We start from the raw sequence: 24,405 nt of genomic DNA on the forward strand, positions 1-24,405 counted from the left end.
CCGGCCGCTCCTCGTCGCGTCCGCCCGCACCTCCCGCACCGCCGGGGCCCCCGGTCACTCCGCCGAGGCCGCGGCGACGCCGGCGGCGCGTGCTGCGCGTCGGACGCGTCCTGCTGGTCCTGGTGCTCGTCGTTGTGCTCGGCGGTACCGGGCTGCTCTTCTACTACGACTCGAAGCTCGATCGCATCGACGCGCTGCGTCCCTACGCGGGCCGCCCGGCCGACACCCCGGGCAGCAACTGGCTCATCGTCGGCACCGATTCGCGTGCCGACCTCACCGCAGAGCAGCGCGCCGGCCTGTCCACCGGCGACGCCGACGGGTCACGCACCGACACGATCATGCTCGTCCACAACCCGCCGGATAGCGGCAAGGCGACCGTCGTCAGCATCCCGCGCGACCTGTACGTCGAGATCCCCGGCAACGGCAGCCTGAAGATCAACGCGGCCTACAACATCGGCGGTCCGGCGCTGCTCGCGCAGACCGTCGAGAGCGTCACCGGAATCCACATCGACCACTACGCCGAGATCGGTTTCGGCGGCTTCGACACCCTCGTCGACTCGGTGGGCGGCGTCGAAATGTGCATCGACCAACCGCTCAACGACCCGAAGGCCGGCCTCCGGCTGTCCAAGGGGTGCCACCATCTCGACGGCCGGCAGGCGCTCGGCCTCGTCCGCACCCGCGCCTTCCCGCGCGCGGACCTCGAGCGCGTGGTGAACCAGCGGAAGTTCCTCGCCGCGTTGGTGAAACGGGCGACCAGTCCGGCGGTGCTGCTCAACCCGTTCCGGTTCTTCGGCTTCGTCGACGGGGCGATCGACTCGCTGACCGTCGACGAGCGGGATCACATCTGGAACCTCGCCACACTCATGTTCGCGCTGCGGGATCCGGTGACGACCACCACGCCCACCGGCGAGAGCGAGTACACCGACGACGGTCTCGCCCTTCCGGTCACACAGCAGACCGAGGACTTCTTCGCGTATCTCCGCGCAGGTCGGCCCATTCCCGAGGAACTGCTCGTCGACGCGGGCTGACACGACGAGCACAGGCTTGCCAAAGACAGGCCAGACTAGCCTCAGTAAGGCTGAACTTGCTGGTAGAAGGCGGTTTCTGCTGCCAGGATGGGGTGATGACCGAGTTCACCAAATTCCATCAGCTGCTGCACGACCAGATCGCCAACGAGTTCTACGCGTCCCAGCAGTACATCGCGGTCGCCACCTACTTCGACAACCACGACATGCCTCAGCTGGCCCAGCTCTTCTACCGCCAGGCGGTCGAGGAGCGTAACCACGCGATGATGATCGTCCAGTACTTCCTCGATCGCGACATGGACGTCGAGATCCCGGGGGTCCCCGCGCCGAACAACACCTTCGAGGACTACCAGGCGCCGATCAAACTCGCCCTCCAGCAGGAGAAGACGGTCACCCAGCAGATTGTCGACCTGGCGAAGTCGGCCCGCGACACCGGCGATTACCTCGGCGAGCAGTTCATGCAGTGGTTCCTCAAGGAACAGGTCGAGGAGGTCGCGACCATGACCACCCTGCTGACCATCGCCGAGCGCTGCAAGGGCAACCTCTTCGATCTCGAGAACTTCGTCGAGCGCGAGTTCAACGGTCCCGCGACCCCCGACCCGACCGCGCCGCCGGTCGCCGGGGGCGTCGTCTAGGGCCTCGCCCGGGGGATCGCGCAAGCGACACAGACGATTTCGGCGCCGCCACCCGCTCTCGGGTGGCGGCGCCGAAATGCAATGTCCCCAGGCGCCCTAGCGCAGGGTCACCTGCCGCCCGCGGATGCCGTCGCGCGAGCGGAGTTCGGCCGTGGTGAGCGGCGTGGTCTCGGCGAGCGCCTCGCTCAGCCACTCGTCGAGCTGGTTGAGGCCGGCGTGCCACTCCTCGTGGTGCATCTCGTTGTCGAGGTCGAAGACCGGCACCAGCAGCCCGTGGGTGCGGAAGGATCCGGCGAACCGAGAGCCCTCGCCGAGCGTCAGCCGGCCGGCGGCGTGCAGCCGGGCCATCGCCGCCATGAGGTTGTCCTCGGGCTCGGGACGGATCCACCGCAGATGGGCGCGCTCCCCCGCGTCGACCCACCACGGCGCGCCGTTGCCGCTGTCGACGACCAGCCGCGCGGTCGGCAGCACCGAGTCGTTGGCCCGCTCGAGCATCGGCTTGATCTCGGCCGGGGTCTCGGTGCCCTCCGGAAACCACCATGCGAAGTCGTCGTGGACCGTGATGTCGAGCGTGGCGTCGGCCTTGATCACCTCGTCGAGCGACGGCGACTCGTCGGCGGCCTCGAGGTCGAACTCGCTGCCCGCCTCGGCGTGCGCGGCCCACGCGATCGCGCCGGCGAGCTCGATGGCCGGCGCCGCGCGGTCGGGTTCGGTCTGCAGCGCGACCAGACCCTCGGTGGCGCCGCCGTTCTCGCGCGCGAGCGCCGGCCCGGCACCCGGCAGGATCGTCACGATCGACACCTCGTTGCGCGACCCGGCGGGCTCGGCGAGTTCGAGCGGCGCGGTCGCCGACGCGACGAAGGTGCGCAGTGCGACGAGGTCGCATTCGGCCGCGAGGCCGGCGAACGGCCGCGGCGGCGGCGCCAGTGCGGCCGCCTGCCGAGCCTTGCGAGCGGCCACCCGCTCGGCACGATTGCTACCCGGACGGGGTCCACTGCCCCGCTTGCTCTTCTTGCCCATCGGTCCACTTTCTCACGGCCCGGGTTCTCTCCGGGCTGCGGTTTGTGACCGCCCGGCATCCGCGACGACGCCGGGCCCGCCTCCGGGGCGCCTCAGTCGACGGTGACGAGCCAGTCGCGCACCTTGGCGGGATGGTTCGTGGCCACCCAACGGACCCCGAGGTCGGCGCACAGCTGCACGTCGACCAGTTCGTCGACGGTCCAGCAATAGGTGACCCGGCCCGCAGCGGCCGCCCGGTCCACGAGGTCCGGGTACTGACGCAGTGTGGTCACCGACGGCCCGATGCCCGTGGCCCCGACGGCGGTCGCCGCGCTGCCGCGTAGGAGGCGGGCGGTGTCGCCGAGCAGGATCGTCGGGAGCATCGGGGCGTGCCGCCGGATGCGCCACACGCCGGCGGAGGAGAACGAGATCACCACGGCCCGGCTGTGATCGGCCGACGGCGGCATCGCCACCCCGAACTCGTGCAGCATCTCCAGCAGTTTCTGCTCGACGAGGCTGCCGTAGCGCACGGGGTGCTTGGTCTCGATGAACAGCCGGACCGGCCGGCGCCAGTCCAGGGTCAGGGTCAGGAGTTCGCGGAGCGTGAGGACCGACGCCGACGCCCCGGACGGATGCCAGCTGCCGAAGTCGAGTTCGCGGAGTTCGGCGAGGGTCATCTCGCTGACGATCCCGGAGCCGTCGGAGGTGCGGTCGACGGTCCGGTCGTGGATGCAGACGAGTTCGTGGTCGGCGGTCAGCCGGACGTCGCATTCGAGCCCGTCGGCGCCCTGTGCCAGCGCCAGCTCATAGGCGGCGAGGGTGTGCTCCGGGCGGTCCCCGGAGGCGCCGCGGTGCGCGACGACCGCCGGTTTGCCCGACCTGGACACCTTCTCGACCGCGTTGACGTTCACCCGTGAGCTCATGCGACCGCCACCCACCTCTTCGTCGGGACCGGGGCCGACGACGCGTCGAAGAGGCCCGGAATCCTCCGAGCCATCCAGAACGCGAACGCCGCCGAGACCGCGGAACTGATGATGACCATCGTCAGCGAATTCGCACCGGTCTGCAGGGAATCGGACCGCCAGGCGAGAACGCGCGCCACGACGGCCGCGACCGCCACGGCGTTGACCACCGCCCACGCGACCCACATGCGGCGCAGGCGGGAACGCACCCGCCCGGCGTCGAGGGCGGGGTCGTGCCCGACGCGCACCGCGGCGACCTCGCCCAGGACGAGCGGCGCACCGACCAGGTTGACCAGCGGGACAGCGGCCAGCAGCGCGACCCACACCGGCCGTCGCGGATCGACGAGATGGGCGTCGTGATACGCCTCGGCCCGCAGGTCGAGGACCCACCGGGCGAACATCAGCGTGGACACGACGAACCCGAGCAGGGCGAGTATGCCGACGAACAGGACGAGCACCTCGGAGACCGCGATCAGCCACTCCGGCAGCGGCGTGGAACGGTTGACCGCGAGAAGCATGTAGCGGAACAGGTGGACCGCCGCGGAGGCGGCCAGGGCCACGCCGGTCGTCACGAGGGCGAAGAGCAGCTGGGACCGCGCATGGTCGAGCCTGCTGCGCGCCGGGTCGTCGGACGCCGGCTCGTCACGGAAACCCCATGTGGGGATGTAGGTGTATCGAGGTATGCGCCGCGGGCCGGGGGGCCGGGACGGGCCGCGTCGGATCGGGATCGCCTCGGGAGGGCGTCGGGCCACCCAGCGCAGTTGCGGGGCCCGGTACAGGCGTCCGGTCACCGGCGGCGGCGCGGGACGCGAGGGCGCCGCGGCCCGGGCACCCACGGGCTCCCTGTCTCGCGGGTCGGCGTCGCGAAGGGCACGCGCGGCATCCTCCACCACGCTCAGCGGTCCGCCGCAGCGTGGACAGCGCTCCCGGCCGGGACGATGCGGCGCCTGGATGCGGCACCGCGGACAGAGGTCGATCATCGGTGGGCGTCGACCTCGGGCTCGCCGCTGCCGTACTCGACGGGCTTGCCGTGCTCCTGCCAGGCGAGCATCCCGCCGCGCACGCACATGCCGTCGTACCCGATCTGGGCCAGGTACTGCAGCACGCGCATCGACCGTCCGCTCGAGTGGCAGACGACATAGAGGTCGGTGTCGGGGTCGATCTCGTCGAGGCGCGCCGGGATCTCCGCGAGCGGGATGTGCAGGGCTCCGCGGATGTGGCCGTTGGCCCATTCGTCGTCCTCGCGGACGTCGAGCATGATCGAATCGGTCTTGCCCGTGAAGTCGTCCGGCAGGTCTGTCACCGGCACCTGCGTGATATCGCCCATGGTCACGTGTCCCATGGTGGCACAGTCGCCGCCCGCTGGGTGCCGCGTCATCACCCGGCCCGAGGAGCGATCCGCCACCGGCCTCCCGAACCGCGCACCAAATCGGATGAAACGGACTATGCCAATCGTCATAGATTTATCCACATGTGTCTGAACGGCGAGATCGGACTGTGCACATGTCAACGTCAACCTGTGGATGAGGCTGTGGAAACTGTGGAAAACTGCTGGCCAAACCCAGTTCGTGTGTGATTGGCGTCACGGAAATTGTTCGAATCGGTCGCAGGAAGTTCACGAAAGTGCATAGACGCGGTGGTCCTGCACATTCTTTCCGGTGCACACACCTGTGGATAACTTGGGGAATAACCCTTGGGGATTCCCCCGAAAGGGGGTCTGTACGGGGCCTCAGTCGCGGTGTAGGAATGCCGTCCGGACGGGCTGCGCGCGGTCGAATGCGGCCACCATCCCCGACGTCACGCTCTCGGCCAGACCGGACACCGACACCTGATCTCCGACCAGTCGGGCGATCAGCGGCCTGGGTGCCTCGACGTTGACGATCTCGGCGTCGGGGTAGCGCTCGGCCACCACCGACCGCATCACGCCGATGCCGTCGACCAGACCGAGTTCGGCGGCGCGCCGACCCACCCAGACGTCTCCGTTGAACAGCTCGCCGTCCGAGCCGGTCAGCTTCTTCCCCCGGCGCTGGCGCACCCAGGCGATGAACGCCTCGTGCAACTGCGCCTGGAGCCCCTTGATCCACTCCACGTCCTCGGGGTTCTCCGGCAGGAAGGTGTCGAGCCGGGCCTTGTTGTCGCCGGTCGCGTAGAGGCGGCGCTGCACGCCGAAGCGGCCGAGCAGTTCCGAGCAGCCGAAACCGGACGACACCACGCCGATCGAGCCGACGATGGAGGTGTTCGCGGCGAAGATCTCATCGGCAGCACAGGCCACCCAGTAACCGCCGGAGGCCGCGACGTCCTCGCAGAACGCCAGGACGGGCACGCCCTTCTCGGCCGACAGCTGCCGGATGCGCTCGGCGATGTACTCCGACTGCGCCGGCGAACCGCCGGGAGAGTTGATGACGACGACCACGGCCCGGAGACGATCGGTGTCGAAGGCCTTCTTCAGGACGGGCTCGAGGGTGTCGGTGGTGATGCCGTGCCGGCCCATCGACGCCGCGCCGATCTGGCCGTCGAGTCGGACCACCGCAACGTGTTCGGCGCGCGACCGCGCGAACTTCTTGCCCAACGCCCCCAGGGGTCCACCAGTCATCTGACCGAGTCTAGTGGCGGACCGTAGACTCGCCGACGTGCAGGTCGGGTGGCTCACCGCCTTCCTCGACCTCCCCGCAGACGCGTTCGGCGAGGAGGTCAGATTCTGGCGCGCGATCACCGGCAGCACCGTGTCCCCGCCACGTGGGGAACACCGCGAGTTCGCCTCCCTGGAGCCGTTCACCGGAGACCCGCACCTGCGGGTCCAGCGCGTCGACGACGGTCCGGGCGGCATGCATCTCGACATCCACACCGACGACGTGGCCGGCGCCGGCGCCGAGGCGGTCGCCCTGGGCGCGACCGCCGAACACGATGCCGGCACCCACCGGATCCTGCGGTCCCCGGCGGGATTCCGCTTCTGTCTCGTCCCGTGGGAGGGCGAGTCCGAGCGGGCCCGCCCGATCCGCTGGCCGGGCGACGCGATCAGCATCGCCGACCAGATCTGCATCGACATCCCGGCACCTGCTTTCGACGTCGAGGTCGAATTCTGGGCGACGCTGACGGGGTGGGCCCCCGTCCCGGACGACCGCGCGGAATTCGTCCATCTCCCACGGCAGCCCGCGATCACCCTGGGCCTGCTGCTGCAACGGCTGGACTCCGGCCACACCGCGACGGCGCACCTCGACCTCGCGACCAGCTCGGTGCCCGACGAGGTCGTCCGTCACGAAGGATGGGGTGCGACGGTGGTCGAGCGCTTCCCGAGTTGGACGGTGATGAGCGACCCGGCAGGCAGGCGTTACTGCATCACGGCGCGCAATCCGCGTACCGGCCGGTGAGACACCGAGCCGGGTGGTCACGGTCGCCGGCATCGTGCTGCACGGGACAACCAGGTGGGGTTCAGCGGGCGGCCAGGAACTCCCGCAGGCGGTCCACCTCGTCGTCGACCTCGCCGCGCCCGGCCCTGCCGACCTCACGCAGGTAGTCCACGCGGACCTCGTCACCCTCGAGACGCCATGTGCCGGCCAGGAATCCGTCGACCAGGACGAATCCCGGCGACCGGCCGTTGGCGGTGACCGTGCGGCGGAACAGTTCCGGGTCGGCGACCCGGACGCGGTCGGCGGCGATGCCAATGACGTGATCGAACGGCGCGACGAGGCGCGCGGGGGCAGGCAGATCGGGGTCGGCGAGGCCGAGGCCCTCGAGGTCGTAGAGGGTCTCGCCGTGCGGGCCCGTGAGCTTCTGCAGTTCCCAGTCCGCCTCGAGTCTCTCGACGAGCGGTCGCAGACCGGTGAGACCCGACCAGGTCTGGATCGCGTCCACCGTCGCGGGACCGAACCCGCGGAGATACAGGCGGACGAGGTCGGCGCGTGCGGAGTCGTCGGCGACGGCCGGCTCCCCCGGACCCGCCCACTCGTCGAAGAGCCGGTAGGTCGGCGTCCCGCGACCGCGCCACAGTCCGCGCGGCGGCACCTGCACCAACGGCAGCCCGCACCGGGCGATCGCCGTGAGGGTCGAGGGGTTCTCCCCGGGATGGCGTTGGGCCAGTAGCCTTCCGAGCTCCCCGACGCTCAGCGCGGCGCCGGTCAGGAGCTCCTCGGCGTCGGCGACGACCTGCTCCGCGTCCGCGTCGGCGAGACGCCGTGCGTGGACCGAGAGCTCGCGACGCAGGGTGGGTCCGGCTAGCGGGCGGATCCAGCGGGCGTCCTCGGCGTCGATGAGGAAGACCGTCGAGCGCAACAGCGCCATCCGCACCACGTCACGGCCGACGAGCAGGTCGTCGAGCTCGGTCGGGTCGAATCCCTCGATGCGAGACCACAATCCGAAGAAGGCCGCCCGGGGATCCTGCGATTGGAGGCCGACGCACCGGTCGAGGACCTCGATGGCGTCCTCGTCGATCCGCCGCGCGAGGTGTTGTCGCGACAGCAGGGTCCGGTTCCACTGCCGGAGCGTGATCGCCCTGCTCACCGCGGGTTCCGGGGGCTCGGGCAGGGGCGGTCCGACACCTAGGCAGGGTAACGGATGCCGGTCGACGAGTGGCAGCGGTAACCGTTGGGGTTCTTCGCGAGGTACTGCTGGTGGTAGTCCTCGGCGTAGTAGAAGCGACCGTCACCGGCCTCGGCGAGCGGCTTGATCTCGGTGGCGATCCGGCCCGCGCCGGCGGCGTCGAGGGCGGTCTGGAACCGCTCCGCGGTGTTCTTCACGACCTCGAGGTCGGCGTCGGAGAAAGTGTAGATCGCCGATCGGTACTGGGTGCCGATGTCGTTGCCCTGGCGCATCTCCTGGGTGGGGTCATGTGATTCCCAGAAGATCTTGAGGATGCTCTCGAGATCGATCACCGCCGGGTCGAAGACGACTAGCGTGGACTCGGTGTGGCCGGTCCGCGCCGTGCACGTCTCCTCGTAGGTCGGGTTCGGGGTGAAGCCACCGGCGTAGCCGACCGCGGTCGTGTACACGCCCTCGACCTGCCAGAAGATCTCCTCGACCCCCCAGAAGCAGCCGCCGGCCAGCACGATCATCGCCAGTCCGTCGCCGAAGTCGCCCACCCCGCCGTTGGCGTACTCGCCGTCCGGCCCGGGTCGGCCCCGCATCGGGGTCTGCAGCACCAGGTGATCCCCGGGGACGGTGATCTCGGTGTCGCGACCCGGCAGCGCGGCGTCGGAATCGATGAGCTGCTGCTTGTGCGAACTCGCGGCGAAGAGTTGGTCGAGCCAGGACATGTTCCGAGTCTACGCGCGGTGGGCAGAGGACCCCGGCCGGCGAGTTGAGTCAGCCGTCCGAGTCTGTTTATGATGGCGGTCACATTCGTGTTATGACGCCGGTCACTGTATGCGACCTCGTACGCAGGGACCGTCCACCGGGTGTGACCGCAGAGCCGATCGGTGATGAAAGGCGAACATGGCGACGCACGCGACCGGAGACCTTCGAGGAACGTTCCGGACATCCCGCGGCGTCCCGCGCGCCAACTACGACGTCGCGAGGAGTTGTCGTGCGATCGCGCTCAGCATCCTCGCGATCCTCGCCCTCTTCGTCGCCGTCGTCCTTCTCTAGGAAGCATCGTCAAGAAGGTGATCTTCGACCGCACCTGCCGTCGATTGCCGTGTGTTTGTTGCAATCACCCATGCACTGCGGTTGGGTGGAACCATCCGCGTGTCACGACTTTTTCGTCGCGTACTCGCGTGAACAGGGAAAACGAATAGCACCGAACGAAGAGAACCTCAGAGAGGAACATCGTGGCTGAATACACCTTGCCGGATCTGGATTACGACTACGGGGCACTCGAGCCCCACATCTCCGGCAGGATCATGGAGCTCCACCACAGCAAGCACCACGCGACCTACGTCAAGGGCGCCAACGACACCCTGGAGAAGCTGGCCGCCGCCCGCGAGGACGAGTCCATCGCCGGCAAGGTCTACGGCCTCTCGGCCACCCTGTCCTTCCACCTGGGCGGTCACACCAACCACTCGATCTTCTGGAAGAACCTGTCGCCCAACGGCGGTGGCGAGCCCGAGGGTGACCTCGCCGCGGCCATCACCGAGCAGTTCGGCAGCTTCGAGAAGTTCAAGGCCCACTTCACCGCCGCCGCCACCACCCTGCAGGGTTCGGGCTGGGCGATCCTGGGCTACGACACCATCGGCGGCAAGCTGGTCATCCTGCAGCTGACCGATCAGAGCGGCAACATCCCGGCCGCGATCATCCCGGTCGTCATGCTCGACATGTGGGAGCACGCCTTCTACCTCGACTACCAGAACGTCAAGCCGGATTACGTCAAGGCGTGGTGGAACGTCGTCAACTGGGCCGACGCCGGCGAGCGTTACGGCCGCGCGAAGACCCAGGGCGCCGGACTCATCGTCCCGGCCTGATCCCTCTTCGCCAGAGCGAAACACACACGGCGCCGGTCACCTCGGGGTGGCCGGCGCCGTGTCGCGTCTGACGTGACGGGCGCCCCGCCTACAGCAGGACCGTCGCGGTGATCGCGATCGCGCACGCCACCCCGATCGCCAAGAGCGCCACCGCATCTGCGCGGCCCGGACCGGAGGGGTGGGCGGTGAGGCGGCCGGTGCCGCCACGGGCGGTGATCGCCTCGGCCATCTCCGAGCTGCGTCTCAGCGCCGACGACATGGCCGCGGTGATCAGGTCCAGGATCCCCATCTCGGCCGACGGGTGATCGGTGCGGCCGCGTGCCACCGGGCGCAGCTTGTGTGCCGCGCGCAGCATCCGCAGCTCCTCGATCAGCATCGGAAGTCCCCTCAGGCACAACGCGATCGACACCGCCCATTCGTCGACGGGCAGCCGGAACCACCGCAGCGGACGCATGAGCCGCGCGATGGCGGGTGCCACATCGGCCATCGGGGTCGTCCAGATGACGAGGATCGAGCTCCCGACCAGCACCAGTGCGAGCGCCGTGGCCCGCAGGAACACGAGCGCCCCGGCGAGCCCGGCGAACGACGCGTTGACCGCGACCCCTATCCCGATCAGTCCCCAGAACCACCACGGCGGCCGCGGGATGGCGCCCAACGGGATGCCGGCGATCAGCGCGGTGACGATCACGACACCGGCGACCATGCCCAGGGCGGGCCAGGACGGCAACGCCCAGGTCATGAGCCCCAGGATCAACACGATCAGCAGTTTCGTGCCCGCCCACAGACGGTGGACGAACGAGTCGCCGGGCACCTGCCGCAGCGGAACCGTGCGCATCGTCATCGGACACCTCCGTCCCGGCCCGGTAGCGGGGCGACATCGTGGGAGTCGGGCAGCAACCGCCCGTCGACGAGCCTGACGCGGCGGGTACACACCGAATCCAGGGATTCGAAGTCGTGCGAGATGATCACGATCGTCATGCCCTCGGCGCGCAGGCGCGCCAGCAGCGCCACGATCTCGTCCCGCGACACCGGGTCGAGACCGGCGAGCGGTTCGTCGAGGACGAGCATGTCCGGCTTGCGGGCGATCAATCCGGCGAGCACGACGCGACGCATCTGCCCGCCGGAGAGCGAGTCGACCTTCGACGCCGCCATCTCCCTCGGCAGTCCGACGAGTTCGAGGACGCGGGCGACCTCCGCGGTGCCGATCTTCTCGCCGCCGGCCGCCATGATCTCGTCGGCGACGGTGACCTTCTGCAGCTGCAGGCGCGCGTGCTGGAAACCCAGCCCCACTGCGCCGACATGCTCGGTGATCGGCTCCCCGGCGTCGAAACCGGCTGCCGGCGTGACCTTCCCGGTGACCCCGAGCAGATGGCAGGTGCCGGTCAGCGGGGTGAGCAGGCCGGCCATGATCCAGGCGAGGGTCGTCTTGCCGGATCCGTTGCCGCCGACGATGAGCAGTCCCTCGCCCCGGTAGACGGTGAGGTTGACGTCGGTGAGGGCCTGCACCTCCCACGGCGAGCCCGGCAGGTGTGCGTAGCTCACCTGGTCGAGGACCATGAGCGGCCCGCCGATGTGGGGCCCGGGGTCGGCGAGCGAGGAGGATTCGACCACGGCCGGGTGGTCGAGGTCCGTGGTGGGATCGGGCATCCAAAGCGGCGGGTGCGGCACGATGCGCCCGCGGTCGAGGTGGATGACGCGGTCGGCCGCGGCCGCCTCGCTGCCGCGGTGCGTGATGAGCACGACCGCGATGCCGTGCCTCCGGGCCAGGGCTGCCAACAGCTTCAGCAGATGGCCGCGTCCCTCCGGATCGACCATCGAGGTGACCTCGTCGGCGATCAGCAGCTGCGGCCGGCGGGCGAGCGCCGCCGCGATCGCGAGGCGCTGCTGCTGGCCTCCGGACAGGTCGGTGGTCTCGCGGTCGCCGAGCCCGGCCAACCCGACCTCGGCCAGCAGCGCGTCGACGTCGACCTCGGTTCCGGCCGGGAGCCCCCACACCACGTCGTCGGCGACGCGGGAACCGAGCATCTGCACCTCGGGACGCTGCAGGACGAGGGCGGTGCCACCGTGGACGCCGAGGCCCGCGAGCCCCGGCCGGTGGACGACCCCGCTCGTCGGCGTCCGGCCGGCGAGGATCTTGGCGAGTGTCGACTTCCCGGAGCCGTTGGCGCCGACGATCGCGACGAACTCACCCGGGTCGATGCGCAGGTCGATGTCGCGCAGCACCGGCAGGGCGCCCGGCGAGTAGGAGAAGCCGACGCCCTCGGCGACGATCGGCAGCGGCGCGACACCGGCCTCGACGGCGGACCGTCCGGTCGCCTGCACGTCGGAGTCGAGGGTGTCCTCGCTGGGCACGTCCCGCAGACGGTGGATCACCGGGCCGAGAATCCACCAGGCGACCACCAGCGAGATGACGGTTCCGACGGTTCCCGACACCCAGATCCAGACCCACCAGTGGGAGGCGATGCTGTCGGCGAATGCATCGAGTCCGTTGCCCACCCGGTCGAACGGCCCCCATCGGTGCATCAGCCCGGCGACGCCGTGGATCGAGTTGGTCAGCGCCTCGATCGTCAGCTCGCGCAGCGGCACCAGGATCAGCAGCAGGAGCACCGAGACGCCGCCGAGCAGGGGCGCCGCGACGAGCGTCGCAGCGAGCAGGGTCGGGAAACCGCGACGGCGTCGCTTGATGTCGCCGACGATCCCGGCGACGAGCGCCGACCCGAGGACCGTCGCCATGGCCCCGGTGCCCGCCATGGCGAAGGCGACCGCGGTGGTGGCCACCGTCGCGGTGACGAGCGCTCGCGGGCGGGTGCGCGCCGCGACCAGGGCGAGCGGGATCGGGGCCAGGAGTCCTGCCGCCTGCGCGAGCGGGATGACCGAGGCTATGACGACCGCGGCGACGGTCAGGCCACCGAAGATCGCGACGGACGCGAACTCCATCGGCCTCAGCGGAGGCGAGTTCTTCACCGTTCAAGTGTGCCTGGTGTGCGCGGGCGCCCCGGGTGTGGCCGTCGACGACCGGCACAGACCGTGCCCGAAGCGTTCCTTGTTAAAGAACCGTCACAAGTGCGCGGTTCGGGTTGTCGGTTTTGCCACGTGGGCGGATTCTTGTCCACACGGGCTGATGACGCCGCTGTCCGTGTGCGAGATGACAGGCCTCTCACCCGAATTGGAGGAGAAGCGATGAACTCGATTCCGATCGGACTCACGCCGTTCAAGCTCGACGACGGGAAGCGCAACGGCATCCTGATCTCCGGCCGCTGGCCGGAGTCGACCCTCGAGTGGACGCAGACGCTGGTCGGATCGGTCCGCATCGCCTGCCGACCGGGGTTTCTCCCGACGACGACGGTCTTCGGCGTCGTCGAGGATCCGCCCCCGGAGGCCGGGTCGGACACCGTGGGGATGATGGTCGCGATCGGCAACGTCGTCGACGACAGCTTCGTCGAGGCCGGGAAGTTCCTGAAGAATCCCCCGGCCCTGGTGATGCTCCATCCGCCGTCGCAGACCCGTCCGTCGTTGCCGGAGTGCTCTGAGGTCGCGTCGGGCTGCGTCCTGCTGCCGGGCATCCCCGAGCTCGGTCTCGAGCATCGCGCCGGCTGGGCCGAGGCCGAGGCGGACGGCACCGTGGTCAACCTCCGCAACCAGATCGGCATCGACCCGAACGCCGACCCGGACACCGCGGTGCTGGCGATGCTCCTGGCGGCCTGACCGGCCGGGTTCGGCGGCGCGACCCAGCCGCACACGTGCCGGGACCCGAGCCGCCGGGAGCGCCCGATCGGTTCGCCCAGGGCGTCCGAACGCGGGCTTTTCGGGCACCCGAATCTTCGTTTGCGAGCCCCCTACCTGCGCGGATACGGTCAGCTGATCTGTTGCATTCGGTAGTTAGGCCTCACTAACCTGGCGACCGTGATGACCGCCCTCCTCCTGAGTTTCGGCGTGATCTTCGTGGCCGAACTGGGCGACAAGTCACAGCTGATGGCGATGACCTACGCGCTGAGGTACCGCTGGTGGGTCGTGATCCTCGCGATCACCGCCGCCACCACCGCGGTCCACGCCGTCTCGGTCTTCTTCGGGCACTTCCTCGGGATGAGCCTGCCGACCGACCTGTTGTCGGTCCTGGCCGGCCTGGCGATGCTGGTCTTCGGTCTCTGGACGCTCTACGGGGACCGCCTCGACGACGAGGAGCAGAACCGGGCGTCCCGCGCGGGCGCCTCGGTGTTCCTCGCGGTGATGTCCGCATTCTTCCTCGCCGAACTCGGCGACAAGACGATGCTCGCGACCATCACGATCGCAACCGACCACGACTGGCTCGGCGTGTGGATCGGTTCGACGATCGGCATGGTCGCCGCCGATGCGCTTGCCATCGCGGTCGGCGGGTTCCTCGGCAAGCACCTGCCCGAACGAATCATCTCGATCGGCGCCGCGGTCCTGTTCTTCGGATTCGCGGCATGGCTCACCGCCACCGGCCTCGTCGGGGCGTCCATGCCGTTGGTCGCCGCCACGATCTCGGCCGCGGTCGTGATCAGCGGGGTCGGCGCCTTCCTCATCGCTCGCGACCGCCGCTCGGCCGCGCAGGCCGACCTCCCCACCCCGTCGGTCCCGTAGGCCGGGGTCGGGTACCGATCGCCGCGCCGTTCACCGAGCGTTCACTCGGGGGTCCTGCACGGACTCTCTCCCGTGCCTGTTTATCGTGAACGTGCACATGCGCCGGCGCGCGTCTCCCGTCCGGGATCCCCGGAGGGTCACGGACCGGCGGCATCCGGCACCGCGAAAGGACTACTCACCCATGGACGTTTCTGGCGCTTCCGTTCTGGTCACCGGCGGGGCTTCCGGCCTCGGCGCGGCCACCGCCCGTCGCTTCGCCGCCGCAGGCGCACAGGTCTTCGGCCTCGACCTGCAGGACTCGATCGACAAGGCCGCCCCCACCGACGGCGTCACGCTGATCGCCGCCGACGTCACCGACGAGGAGCAGGTCCAGGCCGCCATCGACACGATCGCGGAGTCGGGCGCACCGCTGCGCGTCGCGGTGAACTGCGCGGGCGTGGGCTGGGCGTCCCGAATCCTGGGCAAGAACGGCCCGCACGATCTCGGCCTGTTCCGCAAGGTCATCGACATCAACCTCGTCGGCACCTTCAACGTCATGCGTCTGGCCGCGGCCCGCATGGCGGAGGAGTCGACCATCGACGGTGACGGCCAGCGCGGCGTCATCATCAACACCGCGTCGGTCGCGGCCTTCGAGGGCCAGATCGGCCAGATCGCCTACGCCGCGTCGAAGGGCGGCGTCCACGCCATGACCATCTGCGCCGCGCGCGACCTCGCCCGCATCGGCGTCCGCGTCAACACCATCGCACCGGGAACCATCAGCACCCCGATGCTCGCCGGCGTGACCCCCGAGTTCCAGAAGACCCTGGCCGAGGCGATCCCGTTCCCGCAGCGTCTGGGCGAGCCCGACGAGTACGCCCAGCTCGCGGAGTTCATCGTGGCGCACAACTACCTCAACGGCGAGACGATCCGCATGGACGGCGCCATCCGCATGGCACCGCGCTGATCGAGATCCGGCTCCGCCGGGGCTGATCGAGATCCGGCTCCTAGCCGGTACCGGCCGACTCGTCGGCCCCGGTCGCCAGCAGTGCCTTCGACAGTCTGATCAGCGGCGCGGCATCCGCTTCCAGACCCTCGCCCTCGGCGGGGGCGAGGTCGCGGACCGCGCCGCTGATCTTTTCCCTGGACCCGTCGGCGGCGGCCATCGCCTCCACGACCGCCGCACGCAGGAGCCGCACCTGGACCTCGACCTCCGCGTACTCGAAGACCGGCGGCAGATAGGGACTGAGCTGGGTCAACGCGTCGCGCGTCTCGACGACCCGGCGGTGGAGCCGGGTGGTCGGCGGCAGGTTCCCGACGTCCGGCAGGACCACCTCGGGGATCGCATCGGTCACCACGCGCCACAGCGGCAGCAGCTCGGTGTCGAGACGACGGCGTCGCCGGTTGGCCAGGTGGGTCTGTATCCGGGAGTAGACCATCGGATAGCTGATGCCGATGAGGAAGACCACCACGCCGAGGATCGCGAGCACCCGATTGGTGGTGACGAGCCATGGCGACCGGGCGACCCTCGACGCGGAGACGATCACGAACACGATCTGGGCGATCGCGCTGGAGGCGAGAAGACCCAGACCGCCCATGAGCAGCCCGAGCGAGACGCGCAGATAGCCGTCGGCCGTCGTGTAGAACTTCCGGACGCTGTTGACGCACGCGGCGAAACCGTAGGTGAGATAGCCGCTGGCGATGAGCATGAACAGGGCGAAGCCCAGGTTCTGGACCGTCCACTCGCTGATGGTCTCGGTCCGGATCTCCTGCGGGATCACCAGCATCGTCACCTGCAGGCCGACGAGCGAGGCGACCAGCGGCAGCGCCTCCCAGCCGGCGCGCCGTTCCCTCGTCACCCGGTCGGGGAAGAAGAACACCACGACCAGGGCGGCGACGCCGATCGCGAGCAGCGCGTAGAACGCCACCCGCGAGAGTCCCTGGAAGCCCCTGGTGTTCAGGGCGTCGGCCACCGACTCGTTGACGACGACGAACGCGACCGTCAGGGACGCCACCGCGACCATCATCGCGAGCGGTTGCAGACCCCATCCGGCCCGCCGGATCTGGTCGAGACGCCAGCAGAACGCGAGCGCGAAGACGACGGCGGCGATCGTGTTGATCACGCCCACCCCGGCGTCCAGCGACGCGGCGAGCAGGAACGTCGGGTCTCCCGTCCCGGTCACAACCATCCGCGATGACCTCCGAGCAGACGCTGGAGACCTCGCAGTTCGTCGTGTCGGGCGGTCGCACCGACGCCGGTGCTCGCCTCCTCGGCCCACGCCAGGATCATCGACGCGAGCATCTCGGCCTCCCACTCGCGGTCGTCGGAGTAGCAGGTGCGACGCAGCGCGGCGTCCGACGACTCCTGGCTGAGGGCGGCGAGCCCCTCGACGGACAGCTCGCCGAGCATCTGGTGCCCGGCGATCAGGTGACCGAATTCGTGGATGATGATCTGGTCGCGGTGCAACGGCGAGGTGTTCGCCTGGTAGAAGAAGTAGTCCGCATCCGCGGCCGCGAGCCAGATCCCGTTGGGGACCCCGGTCGGCAGCGGGTGCGCGATCGGCGTGACGGGTCGGCCACGGCGTTCGCCGTACCGCTCACACAGCTGGAACACGTCGAGGGGCAGATCGAGATCGAGCCCCTTCAACGTGGTGCGGCACAGCACACGCAACGCGCGCTCGGATCGACGCATGGACCCCATCGAACCATGCTCTTGTACGACCGACCCATTCGGATCCACCGCGCCGGATTCACATCACCGTCGACTCACGCCGACGGTGCACACCCGACGCCGCAGGCCAGAACGCCTCTTGGGCCGACACCCCACGGCCCACGAGTCCTCCGGCGAAACGGCTCAGTCGTCGTTCTCGCCCACCACGCGCAGTCGGGAATCCGCCGACGGCTTCTCGTCGCTGAGTCCCGCCGCGATCACATCCGGCGGATCCTTCGGCAGACCCTGCTGCTCACGAAGGACCTTGATCAGTTCGTTGACCACCGTCACCGAGTCGCTCGAAAGTCCGGCCAGGCGGAACGCCGCCAACTGCACGTTGGTGTCCGCCTGCAGGCGCATCAGATCGATCTCGTCGCGTGTCCGCTGAGCCTGTCGATCCTCGAGGAAGTAGTGGACATCCACCCCGAAAGCCGCAGCGATGCCCTCGACGGTGCGGAAAGACGGTGATTTCGCCTTCCCGGACCGAAGCTGGCTGAGGTACGACTCACCGAGCCGGAACCCCCGCTCCGTCGATCGCGCCGCGATCGCCTTGGCACTGTATGCCCTACCGTTCGGACCCGGAACGGTCCTGAACAACTCCTCGAGCCGCCGGGCGAACAAGCCCGGATCCGAATCCGAATCCTTCTTCGCCTTCGAACGCTCGGAGTCGGTGCGTCCGGTGTCGCCCATAGGCTCCTCCGCCCCTCCTGAAGTCATGACCATCTTCTCCGAAACGCAAAACTTGAACTTGCAAACATTAAAGCCCGCTGCACTCGGCCGTCGCAATGACCGGTACGCTGAAAACGTACCGGACGTCCGCACACCATGGGCATCACCTGTGGTGATGATGTAACGAACACCAGTGTGGCGTTCTTCACATTCCGGGGGGACCAACGTTGTCGGCACAGCAGCGGCGCGTGCACATCTGTCACCGCCGAGGTGTCGACGGCCCTTCTTCGCAAGGTCGCACACCCCCGGCGTCCACCGACGACTGTACGCGCGGAGAAGACCGATGACACACCGCATGCCGACGCATCGGCGTGACCGCACGCGACGTCGCACGCTCGCGGCGCTCCTGGCCGTCGCGGCGATGGTCGCGCTGCTCGCCATGGCCCCCGGCCTGGCCTCGCCGACGCCGACCGGCTCGGGCGGCGACTCGACCGCCGGCGCCGGATCGAACAGCGACTCCGCGGGCGATTCCGACCCGACGGGTGGTGCCGGCTCCGCGCCCACCGGCTCCGGCAGCGGCCCCACCGGCTCCGGGAACGGCACAGGCCACTCGTGGCAGGGCCGAGGCCACGGGCACGGTCACCACGGGCATGGTCATCACGGGCACGGGTCCGGTTCGACGGGCAGCCCGGGCTCTTCGGGCGCGGCCACCTCGACCGACGACGACAACGGGTTCTCGCCGCAGACCACCGGGGGATCGACCGCCCCCTCGGCGGGACCATCGTCCTCGGCAGGGCCCTCGTCCTCGTCGGGACCCTCCTCCTCGTCTTCGGAGTCCACGGAATCCTCGCCCGGGTCGACGGTCGCTCCGTCGTCCGAGCCCACCGCGTCGTCCGAGCCCACCGAGTCGAGCACATCGAGCCAGTCGTCGACGACCACGACCTCCACGAACTCCTCGTCCGTCGGCATCGTCATCGTCCCGCGGCCGGGCGGACCGCTCGTCCCGGTCGTCCCGCCCGCCGGCGGCAACGGATCTCCCTCGCCTTCGCCCGGTGGCGGCGGCTCGGGCGGCGCAACCCCGCCGGCCCCCGGCGGCGCGGTCCCGAGCGTGGCCGCACCCAGCGGCCCGCCCGTCACGGCACCCGGACTCCCCGCACCCGCGATGGCGCTGCCGGGCCGGGCGATGCCCGGCGGCACCCCGGCTCAGGTCGACGCGCCACGAGCGGAGGCCTCGGCGACGGATGATCACGACGCCGACACCGATGTCTCCGCCGTCTCCGCGTCGGCGCCGTCCGACGGCTCGGGGGGTTCGCCCCAGGCGCTGCCCGCGGCGTCGCCCGAGGCCGCCTTCACCGGCCTGAAGAAGTTCCTCTACGGCGTCGCGCCCGGCGGCCTGCTCCTGCTCGGCGCTGTCGCGATGCTCGGCAGCGGGTCGTTCCTCGACTCCCTGCGGTCCCTGCGCAGCTGACCAACTGCTCGGCCGATGCGGCGATCCGACGGTGCCGCGACCACGCTCGACGACGCGCGGGATTCAGTGTCGCGCCAGGACGTCCCGCTCGTGCGGGATCTCCTCGGCCGCACGCTCTGAGATCCATTCCCGCAGCACCTTCGTCGCGCGCACGTCGTCCTCGTTGTATTCGAGGAGCCGCTCACGCTGGCTGAGGTCGGGCCGGCCCCCGCCGAGAGCGACGGCCGCGCGGTACCACTCCATCGAGGCCTCGCCGCTGGCGTCGTCGTCACGCCAGGAGAAACCGGCGACGGGTGCGACGCGCTTGAGACCCTTGCCGCGGGGGCAGACGAAGTTCTCCCCCACGGCCTCGTAGATGTCGACCCACTCATCAGAGGCGATGAAGGCCTCCACCTCGGCGCGGGACGGGATGCCCGGTTCGCCGGCGAACCGGTCGGCCGATCCCAGCAGCCACCGGTTCTCGGCCTGCTGGGAGTAGCAGTACGCGGCGAAGGTCTTGCCCGCCGCGTGCGCGGCCTCGCGCTCTGCGGTCAGCCAGGTCCAGAACTCCGCGAACGAACGGGCCTCGTCGCGCGTCGGCAGCGGGTCCCAGGTGACGAACGGGCGGTAGACGGCGGGCTCGTCGGGGTTCGTGGTGTCGGTCCTCAGCGTGCCCCAGAGGTAGGCGCCGTGCTCGCCGTAGCTCTCCATGTCGACATCGATCTCGACGTCGGCGCGGTGCACCCGCGGGGTGTCGAGCCGGCGGACGAGATCGAGGTCGTCGAGCCAGGCGATGGCGCCGATGACCACGTCGGTGAACCGAACATTGCCGGGCCAGTTCTCGGGCGGGTCCCCACGCTGGGCCGCGAGCTGGTCGACCGTGGTGATACCGGCCTCGGTGAGTGCGCTCGCCTGGTTTCCGCTCGCGACCAGCGAGACGTCGCGCCGTGCCTCGAGCTCCGGGCCGCACTTGACCCACCACTGGCACGACTTGCACTCCGAAACCCGGCGCGGTTCGGTCGGAATCCGTTGGGAGGCAATGGCCCTGCGGCGGTCGAGGACCTCGAGGTAGTCCTCGAACATCGCACCGGTGTCCTGCACGACGATGCAGTCGGCGTCGACCCCGATCACTCCCCCGCGCAGTTCGGACGGCTCCGACGACGCGGCGCGGCCGATCTCCAGCAGCATCGCCGACAGATGGGCCAGGCGCAGGTTGTCCCGCCGGTTGGGACGCGGTGTCCGGTACGGATCCGGCGTCGGCGCCCACCCCCACAGCGGGCTGGTGAGCATCGACGCCGGACGCCCGTCGGCGAGCGGCGCACCCTTGACCCGCTGGGAGACCCGGTGGTTGACGACGATGATCGGGACGTACCCCTCGCCGACGCGCACCAGCAGCTCGGCGTGTCCGCGGCGCGCGTGGTCGACGTCGGTGGGCAGGGTGGCGTTCCAGATCCATTGCGCACCGGCGTCACACGCCGCGAGGGTCGCGTCGACCCGCTCCAGGGCCGGGATGTCGGCGTCGACGGTGACGAACGCGCCCGGCTGATCGCTGTGGATGCCCCGCAACAGCTCGCGGACCATGGCGCGGTGCTCGGCCGCCGCCTCCTTGCGCCGCTGCACCCCGGGCGGGTCCGGTTCGGCGCTCCGCCGGCGCTCGTGACCGAAGTCCAGGGCGACCCTGTGCTCACACCCCGCCAGATCGCGCGGCGACAACACCACTGTGGCCACGCGATCCCTTTCTCGCCTCCGACGGTCTCCACACGTGGCCGCCCAGGGCCACGTGTCATGCTTGTACTTGTTACCACGCCCGCAGCGGTCACTCGGCAGCAGCGAAAGGTCATTTGATGGGATTGTTCTCCTCCGACGGTAGGTCGCGCGCCCAGCGCCGCGCCGAGGCCAAGGCTCTCAAGACGAAGGCCAAGCTCGAGGCGAAGTTCGATGTGAAGAACCGCCGGAAGATCCAGAAGGCCCGCCACAAGGCCGAGCAGAAGAATCTTCAGAAGAAGCTGCGGGCCGAGCGCAAGACCGCCAAGCAGGTCGCGAAGGCGCAGGAGAAGGTCGCCAAGGCCGAGACCAAGAAGGTGGCCGCCGAGGCCAAGGCGGTGGCCGATGCGAGGCCGCTGAGCCCGGCCAGCGTCAAGCGGTATCTGACCGTCGCCCGACTCGTCGCACCGATCGCGGCGCCCATCGTCTACCGGGCCGCGGTCGGCGCCCGGGCCCAGATCTCCGCGCTCCAGGCCGGTCGCGCCGGTGTGTCGCCAGAAGTGTTGCGGCAGTTCAGCGGTCACGGCGCTCCGCTGAAGGCGCGGATCACCACCACGCGCACCGCGCTGGAGAAGGTCGTCGCGCAGGACACCAGCGCCGACGCCGGGGACTTCGTGGCCGCGATGACCCGGCGCCTGGACAACCTGGACATCGCCGTCGACGCCGCGGAGACGATGTCGGCCGCGCAGCGCCGCACCGCGCACAAGTCGATCGACGACGAGCTCAACGCGATCGACGCCGACATCCTCGCGCGTCTCGGCGTGCGTTCCTGACCCTGCCGTGCCGCCGGCGCCCAGCCACTAGGATGAGGTCGACGCGTCACGTGGGGGGTTCACTTGCGTGCACGCATGCGCACGACACACGCAAGGGAGCGCCGCATGACCGAGCAGGAGCCGAACCTCACGCCGTCCGACGGTGATTCGACGACACCGTCTGGGGAGAACGCCGGTGTGACCCGGCCCGACGCCGACGAACCCGCCCTGTTCCCGCTCGACGGCGCGTCTCAGGCGTCATCCGGCGCGTCGGACTCGGGCGCATCCCCGGAGAAGGCCGCCGCACCGACGCCCGCGAAGAAGGCACCCGCCAAGAAGGCGGCCAAGAAGTCCCCGGCGAAGAAGGCCCCTGCCACGAAGGCGGCAGCGAAGAAGGCGCCCGCCGAGGCCGAGAAGACCCCGCCGACGACCGCTGCCGAGAACGGCGGGGACAAGCTCCCGGCGAAGAAGGCCGCCAAGAAGTCCCCGGCGAAGAAGGCCGCACCCGCCAGGAAGACCGCTCCCGCGACCAAGCCGACCACGAAAAAGGCCCCGCCCAAGTCGGCGCCGCCTGCGGCGACGACACAGAACGCACCGTCGGCGCCGCCTGCGGCGACGACACAAAACGCACCGTCGGCGCCGCCTGCGGCGACGACAGAGGGGGAACAGTCGGCGCGGCCTGCGGCAGCGACGACACCCGAGTCCACCCAACCGGTCCCGCCGACCGAACCGGTGAAGGCTGCGGGCACGACTCCCGCGCCGGAATCGGCCGAGGCCGCGCCGCAGGCCGCCGAGCCGGTGAAGCCGTCACCGGTGCCGGCCACCCCGCAGCACCTTCCCATCGACGTGGTGGCCGAATCCGACGCCGCCCAGGCGACGTTCGCGCAGCTCCGGTCGGGGCTGCCGACCGAGCCGGCCGAGCCCGACCGCACCCCGCTCTACGCGGCGCTGGCCGCGTTCGCGGCGTTCGTGGTCTTCGTCGTCCTGAGACGGGCCCTGCGCTGATTCCGGCGCCGCCCGCCCCGCGTCTCCTAGGCGTCGCGCGGCGGCGGCGACACGCGGACGCCGCCCGAGGAGTGTTCGGGACCCGCGTCGGGGTGATCCGCGGGCAGGCGCCCGCGGAAGCGGGCGGCCTCGCTGGGGCGCGGTTCCTCACCGCGCGAATGCGGCGGGCGATGGTACGGACCGGGCTTCGGGCGCGGCTTGCCGCCCGGGAGTGCCAGGCGCGCGATGGTCCGGTGGACCTGCCCCCACTGCTGCGAGAGCGGCCCGCTGTTGTACGGCAGTCCGTAGCGCTCGCAGATGTCCTTCACCTTCGGCGCGACCTCCGCGTACCGGGTGCTCGGCATATCGGGGAACAGGTGGTGTTCCACCTGGTAGCCGAGGTTTCCGCTGATGACGTGGAACAGCGGGCTGCCCTCGATGTTGGCGGCCCCCACCAACTGGCGCACGTACCAGCCGCCGCGGGTCTCGTTCTCGACCTCGTCCTGGCTGAACGTGTAGGTCTGGTCCGGGAAGTGGCCGCAGAAGATGATGCCGTGGGCCCAGACGTTCCGGATGATGTTGGCCGTGAAGTTCGCGGTCATCGTGCGCAGGAAGGTGCTCTCGGCGCCGGGCATCACCCGGTCGGCGAGGCCGGCGAGGGATGTCGTCCGACCGCGCCGTCCGCCGAACCGTCGTAGCGCGTTGCCGATCCTGGAGGTCGACGGCTGCCGGATGCCGCCCGCGGTCAGCGCCTGGGTCAGCAGGAACGCGCCGGCGCTGATCGCCGGCCAGCCGATGTAGTCCTTGACCACCTGGCGGCGCATCTTGCCCGCGATGCCCTTGAGGTCCTCGACGACCTCGGCAGTGGACTTCTCGCCCCGGCGGATCGCCTCGAGGTCGAGGTCGTGCAACGCGACGCCCCACTCGAAGAATGCCATCAGCAGCACGTTGTAGAAGGGCTGCAGCAGGTAGACCGGATGCCACTTCTGGTTCGGGTCGATCCGCATGATCTCGTAGCCGAGATCCTTGTCCTTGCCGCGGATGTTGGTGAACGTGTGGTGGACGTAATTGTGGGAGTGCTTCCATGCCTCGGCAGTGGAGGCGGTGTCCCAGTCCCATACCGACGAGTGGATGTAGGGGTCGTTCATCCAGTCCCACTGGCCGTGCATGACGTTGTGGCCGATCTCCATGTTCTCCAGGATCTTGGCCATGCCCAGGCATGCGGTGCCGGCGACCCACGCCCCGCGCGATCTCGAGTTGAGCAACACGACGCGGCCGAGCGCGGCGAGCTGCCGCTGCGTGGCGATGACCGTCTTGATGTAGCGGCGGTCCCGGTCGCCGAGGTCGCTGTAGACCTCGTCGTGGATCGCATCGAATTCCTTGCCCAAACGCTCGATGGTCTCGGCGTCGAGATGGGCCAGTGGATTGGTCACGCGTTGTCCGGAATCGGTGGCTGTCATGTTGGTCCTTCCCTGGAGAGGTCGACCG

General features: G+C 69.8%; 26 protein-coding genes. 11 read left to right on the forward strand and 15 right to left on the reverse strand.

The genetic code is table 11. The annotated features are described in order from the left end of the window. Both GP2_RS17350 and GP2_RS17355 read left to right on the forward strand, forming a co-directional pair. The coding region (locus GP2_RS17350) for an LCP family protein (protein WP_006901845.1) at positions 1 to 1,028 on the forward strand (1,028 nt) is incomplete at its 5' end. 95 nt (positions 1,029 to 1,123) lie between these two features. Continuing rightward, positions 1,124 to 1,660 (forward strand): ferritin, encoded by a 537-nt coding sequence (locus GP2_RS17355; protein WP_006901846.1) that lies wholly within the window; start codon positions 1,124 to 1,126, stop codon positions 1,658 to 1,660. A 96-nt stretch (positions 1,661 to 1,756) separates the two neighbouring features. Here the strand turns inward: GP2_RS17355 and GP2_RS17360 are convergent, their stop codons facing one another. The 5 genes from GP2_RS17360 to GP2_RS17380 all read right to left on the reverse strand — a co-directional run bounded on the left by GP2_RS17360 (position 1,757) and on the right by GP2_RS17380 (position 6,214). After that, positions 1,757 to 2,680 carry a DUF5926 family protein gene (locus tag GP2_RS17360; RefSeq protein WP_006901848.1) on the reverse strand — a complete coding sequence of 308 codons (924 nt, stop codon included), beginning with the start codon at positions 2,678 to 2,680 and terminating at the stop codon, positions 1,757 to 1,759. A gap of 92 nt (positions 2,681 to 2,772) precedes the next feature. Further along, positions 2,773 to 3,582 (reverse strand): glycerophosphodiester phosphodiesterase, encoded by an 810-nt coding sequence (locus GP2_RS17365; protein ID WP_006901849.1) that lies wholly within the window; start codon positions 3,580 to 3,582, stop codon positions 2,773 to 2,775. Next, positions 3,579 to 4,601, reverse strand: a complete 1,023-nt coding sequence (locus tag GP2_RS17370; protein ID WP_006901853.1) for a DUF4328 domain-containing protein — start codon at positions 4,599 to 4,601, stop codon at positions 3,579 to 3,581. Before GP2_RS17370 ends, GP2_RS17365 begins: the two co-directional genes overlap by 4 nt. Next, positions 4,598 to 4,948, reverse strand: coding sequence for a rhodanese-like domain-containing protein (locus GP2_RS17375; RefSeq protein ID WP_006901855.1), 351 nt, complete (start codon positions 4,946 to 4,948; stop codon positions 4,598 to 4,600). Before GP2_RS17375 ends, GP2_RS17370 begins: the two co-directional genes overlap by 4 nt. Before the next feature lie 402 nt (positions 4,949 to 5,350). Then, positions 5,351 to 6,214, reverse strand: a complete 864-nt coding sequence (locus GP2_RS17380; protein WP_040527349.1) for a S49 family peptidase — start codon at positions 6,212 to 6,214, stop codon at positions 5,351 to 5,353. 37 nt (positions 6,215 to 6,251) lie between these two features. Here GP2_RS17380 and GP2_RS17385 point away from each other — a divergent pair, with 37 nt between their 5' ends. Beyond that, positions 6,252 to 6,989 carry a VOC family protein gene (locus GP2_RS17385; protein WP_040527374.1) on the forward strand — a complete coding sequence of 246 codons (738 nt, stop codon included), beginning with the start codon at positions 6,252 to 6,254 and terminating at the stop codon, positions 6,987 to 6,989. Positions 6,990 to 7,050: 61 nt separating this feature from the next. Here GP2_RS17385 and GP2_RS17390 read toward each other — a convergent pair whose 3' ends face one another. After that, a complete protein-coding gene (locus tag GP2_RS17390) occupies positions 7,051 to 8,118 on the reverse strand; it encodes a winged helix DNA-binding domain-containing protein (protein WP_006901858.1) in 1,068 nt (355 codons plus the stop codon). A gap of 38 nt (positions 8,119 to 8,156) precedes the next feature. Next, on the reverse strand, positions 8,157 to 8,870 hold the full coding sequence (msrA, locus tag GP2_RS17395; RefSeq protein WP_006901860.1) for a peptide-methionine (S)-S-oxide reductase MsrA: 714 nt from the start codon (positions 8,868 to 8,870) through the stop codon (positions 8,157 to 8,159). A 178-nt stretch (positions 8,871 to 9,048) separates the two neighbouring features. Here msrA and GP2_RS21890 point away from each other — a divergent pair, with 178 nt between their 5' ends. Both GP2_RS21890 and GP2_RS17400 read left to right on the forward strand, forming a co-directional pair. Then, complete coding sequence (locus GP2_RS21890; protein WP_165484424.1) at positions 9,049 to 9,201, forward strand: hypothetical protein; 153 nt, start codon at positions 9,049 to 9,051, stop codon at positions 9,199 to 9,201. Between the two features lie 182 nt (positions 9,202 to 9,383). After that, on the forward strand, positions 9,384 to 10,013 hold the full coding sequence (locus GP2_RS17400) for a superoxide dismutase (RefSeq protein ID WP_006901861.1): 630 nt from the start codon (positions 9,384 to 9,386) through the stop codon (positions 10,011 to 10,013). A gap of 88 nt (positions 10,014 to 10,101) precedes the next feature. On the opposite strand, the gene GP2_RS17405 is transcribed toward GP2_RS17400, so the two are convergent. Continuing rightward, complete coding sequence (locus tag GP2_RS17405; RefSeq protein ID WP_006901862.1) at positions 10,102 to 10,854, reverse strand: energy-coupling factor transporter transmembrane component T family protein; 753 nt, start codon at positions 10,852 to 10,854, stop codon at positions 10,102 to 10,104. Then, positions 10,851 to 12,950, reverse strand: coding sequence for an ABC transporter ATP-binding protein (locus GP2_RS17410; protein WP_006901863.1), 2,100 nt, complete (start codon positions 12,948 to 12,950; stop codon positions 10,851 to 10,853). Before GP2_RS17410 ends, GP2_RS17405 begins: the two co-directional genes overlap by 4 nt. A 243-nt stretch (positions 12,951 to 13,193) precedes the next feature. Here GP2_RS17410 and GP2_RS17415 point away from each other — a divergent pair, with 243 nt between their 5' ends. The 3 genes from GP2_RS17415 to GP2_RS17425 all read left to right on the forward strand — a co-directional run bounded on the left by GP2_RS17415 (position 13,194) and on the right by GP2_RS17425 (position 15,558). After that, positions 13,194 to 13,718, forward strand: coding sequence for a hypothetical protein (locus tag GP2_RS17415; RefSeq protein WP_006901864.1), 525 nt, complete (start codon positions 13,194 to 13,196; stop codon positions 13,716 to 13,718). A gap of 198 nt (positions 13,719 to 13,916) precedes the next feature. Continuing rightward, on the forward strand, positions 13,917 to 14,615 hold the full coding sequence (locus GP2_RS17420) for a TMEM165/GDT1 family protein (RefSeq protein ID WP_040527351.1): 699 nt from the start codon (positions 13,917 to 13,919) through the stop codon (positions 14,613 to 14,615). 181 nt (positions 14,616 to 14,796) lie between these two features. Then, the gene (locus GP2_RS17425) at positions 14,797 to 15,558 is read left to right on the forward strand and encodes an SDR family NAD(P)-dependent oxidoreductase (protein ID WP_006901866.1); all 762 of its coding nucleotides are present in this window, start codon (positions 14,797 to 14,799) and stop codon (positions 15,556 to 15,558) included. A gap of 40 nt (positions 15,559 to 15,598) precedes the next feature. Here GP2_RS17425 and GP2_RS17430 read toward each other — a convergent pair whose 3' ends face one another. The 4 genes from GP2_RS17430 to GP2_RS17445 form a co-directional block, all read right to left on the reverse strand. After that, positions 15,599 to 16,780, reverse strand: coding sequence for an MAB_1171c family putative transporter (locus GP2_RS17430; protein WP_006901867.1), 1,182 nt, complete (start codon positions 16,778 to 16,780; stop codon positions 15,599 to 15,601). Continuing rightward, a complete protein-coding gene (locus GP2_RS17435; RefSeq protein WP_040527353.1) occupies positions 16,771 to 17,283 on the reverse strand; it encodes a hypothetical protein in 513 nt (170 codons plus the stop codon). The genes GP2_RS17430 and GP2_RS17435 overlap by 10 nt, the downstream gene beginning before the upstream one ends. Positions 17,284 to 17,445: 162 nt before the next feature. After that, positions 17,446 to 18,018 (reverse strand): helix-turn-helix transcriptional regulator, encoded by a 573-nt coding sequence (locus tag GP2_RS17440; protein ID WP_040527376.1) that lies wholly within the window; start codon positions 18,016 to 18,018, stop codon positions 17,446 to 17,448. 609 nt (positions 18,019 to 18,627) lie between these two features. After that, a complete protein-coding gene (locus GP2_RS17445; RefSeq protein WP_157211725.1) occupies positions 18,628 to 18,939 on the reverse strand; it encodes a hypothetical protein in 312 nt (103 codons plus the stop codon). A 139-nt stretch (positions 18,940 to 19,078) separates the two neighbouring features. Here GP2_RS17445 and GP2_RS20990 point away from each other — a divergent pair, with 139 nt between their 5' ends. Further along, positions 19,079 to 19,438, forward strand: coding sequence for a hypothetical protein (locus GP2_RS20990; protein WP_131734408.1), 360 nt, complete (start codon positions 19,079 to 19,081; stop codon positions 19,436 to 19,438). A 63-nt stretch (positions 19,439 to 19,501) separates the two neighbouring features. Here the strand turns inward: GP2_RS20990 and GP2_RS17455 are convergent, their stop codons facing one another. Continuing rightward, positions 19,502 to 21,145 carry a TM0106 family RecB-like putative nuclease gene (locus GP2_RS17455; RefSeq protein ID WP_006901872.1) on the reverse strand — a complete coding sequence of 548 codons (1,644 nt, stop codon included), beginning with the start codon at positions 21,143 to 21,145 and terminating at the stop codon, positions 19,502 to 19,504. 116 nt (positions 21,146 to 21,261) lie between these two features. On the opposite strand from GP2_RS17455, the gene GP2_RS17460 reads away from it, so the two are divergent. Together GP2_RS17460 and GP2_RS21380 are read left to right on the forward strand one after the other, a co-directional pair. Beyond that, positions 21,262 to 21,954, forward strand: a complete 693-nt coding sequence (locus GP2_RS17460) for a DUF6474 family protein (protein ID WP_006901873.1) — start codon at positions 21,262 to 21,264, stop codon at positions 21,952 to 21,954. Between the two features lie 105 nt (positions 21,955 to 22,059). After that, positions 22,060 to 22,938, forward strand: coding sequence for a hypothetical protein (locus GP2_RS21380; RefSeq protein WP_006901875.1), 879 nt, complete (start codon positions 22,060 to 22,062; stop codon positions 22,936 to 22,938). A 26-nt stretch (positions 22,939 to 22,964) separates the two neighbouring features. On the opposite strand, the gene GP2_RS17470 is transcribed toward GP2_RS21380, so the two are convergent. Beyond that, entirely contained in the window at positions 22,965 to 24,377 is a 1,413-nt protein-coding gene (locus tag GP2_RS17470; RefSeq protein WP_006901876.1) for a fatty acid desaturase family protein, read from the reverse strand. Positions 24,378 to 24,405 lie beyond the last annotated feature (28 nt).

Source organism: Gordonia paraffinivorans NBRC 108238 (assembly GCF_000344155.1).
Lineage (GTDB): Bacteria > Actinomycetota > Actinomycetes > Mycobacteriales > Mycobacteriaceae > Gordonia > Gordonia paraffinivorans.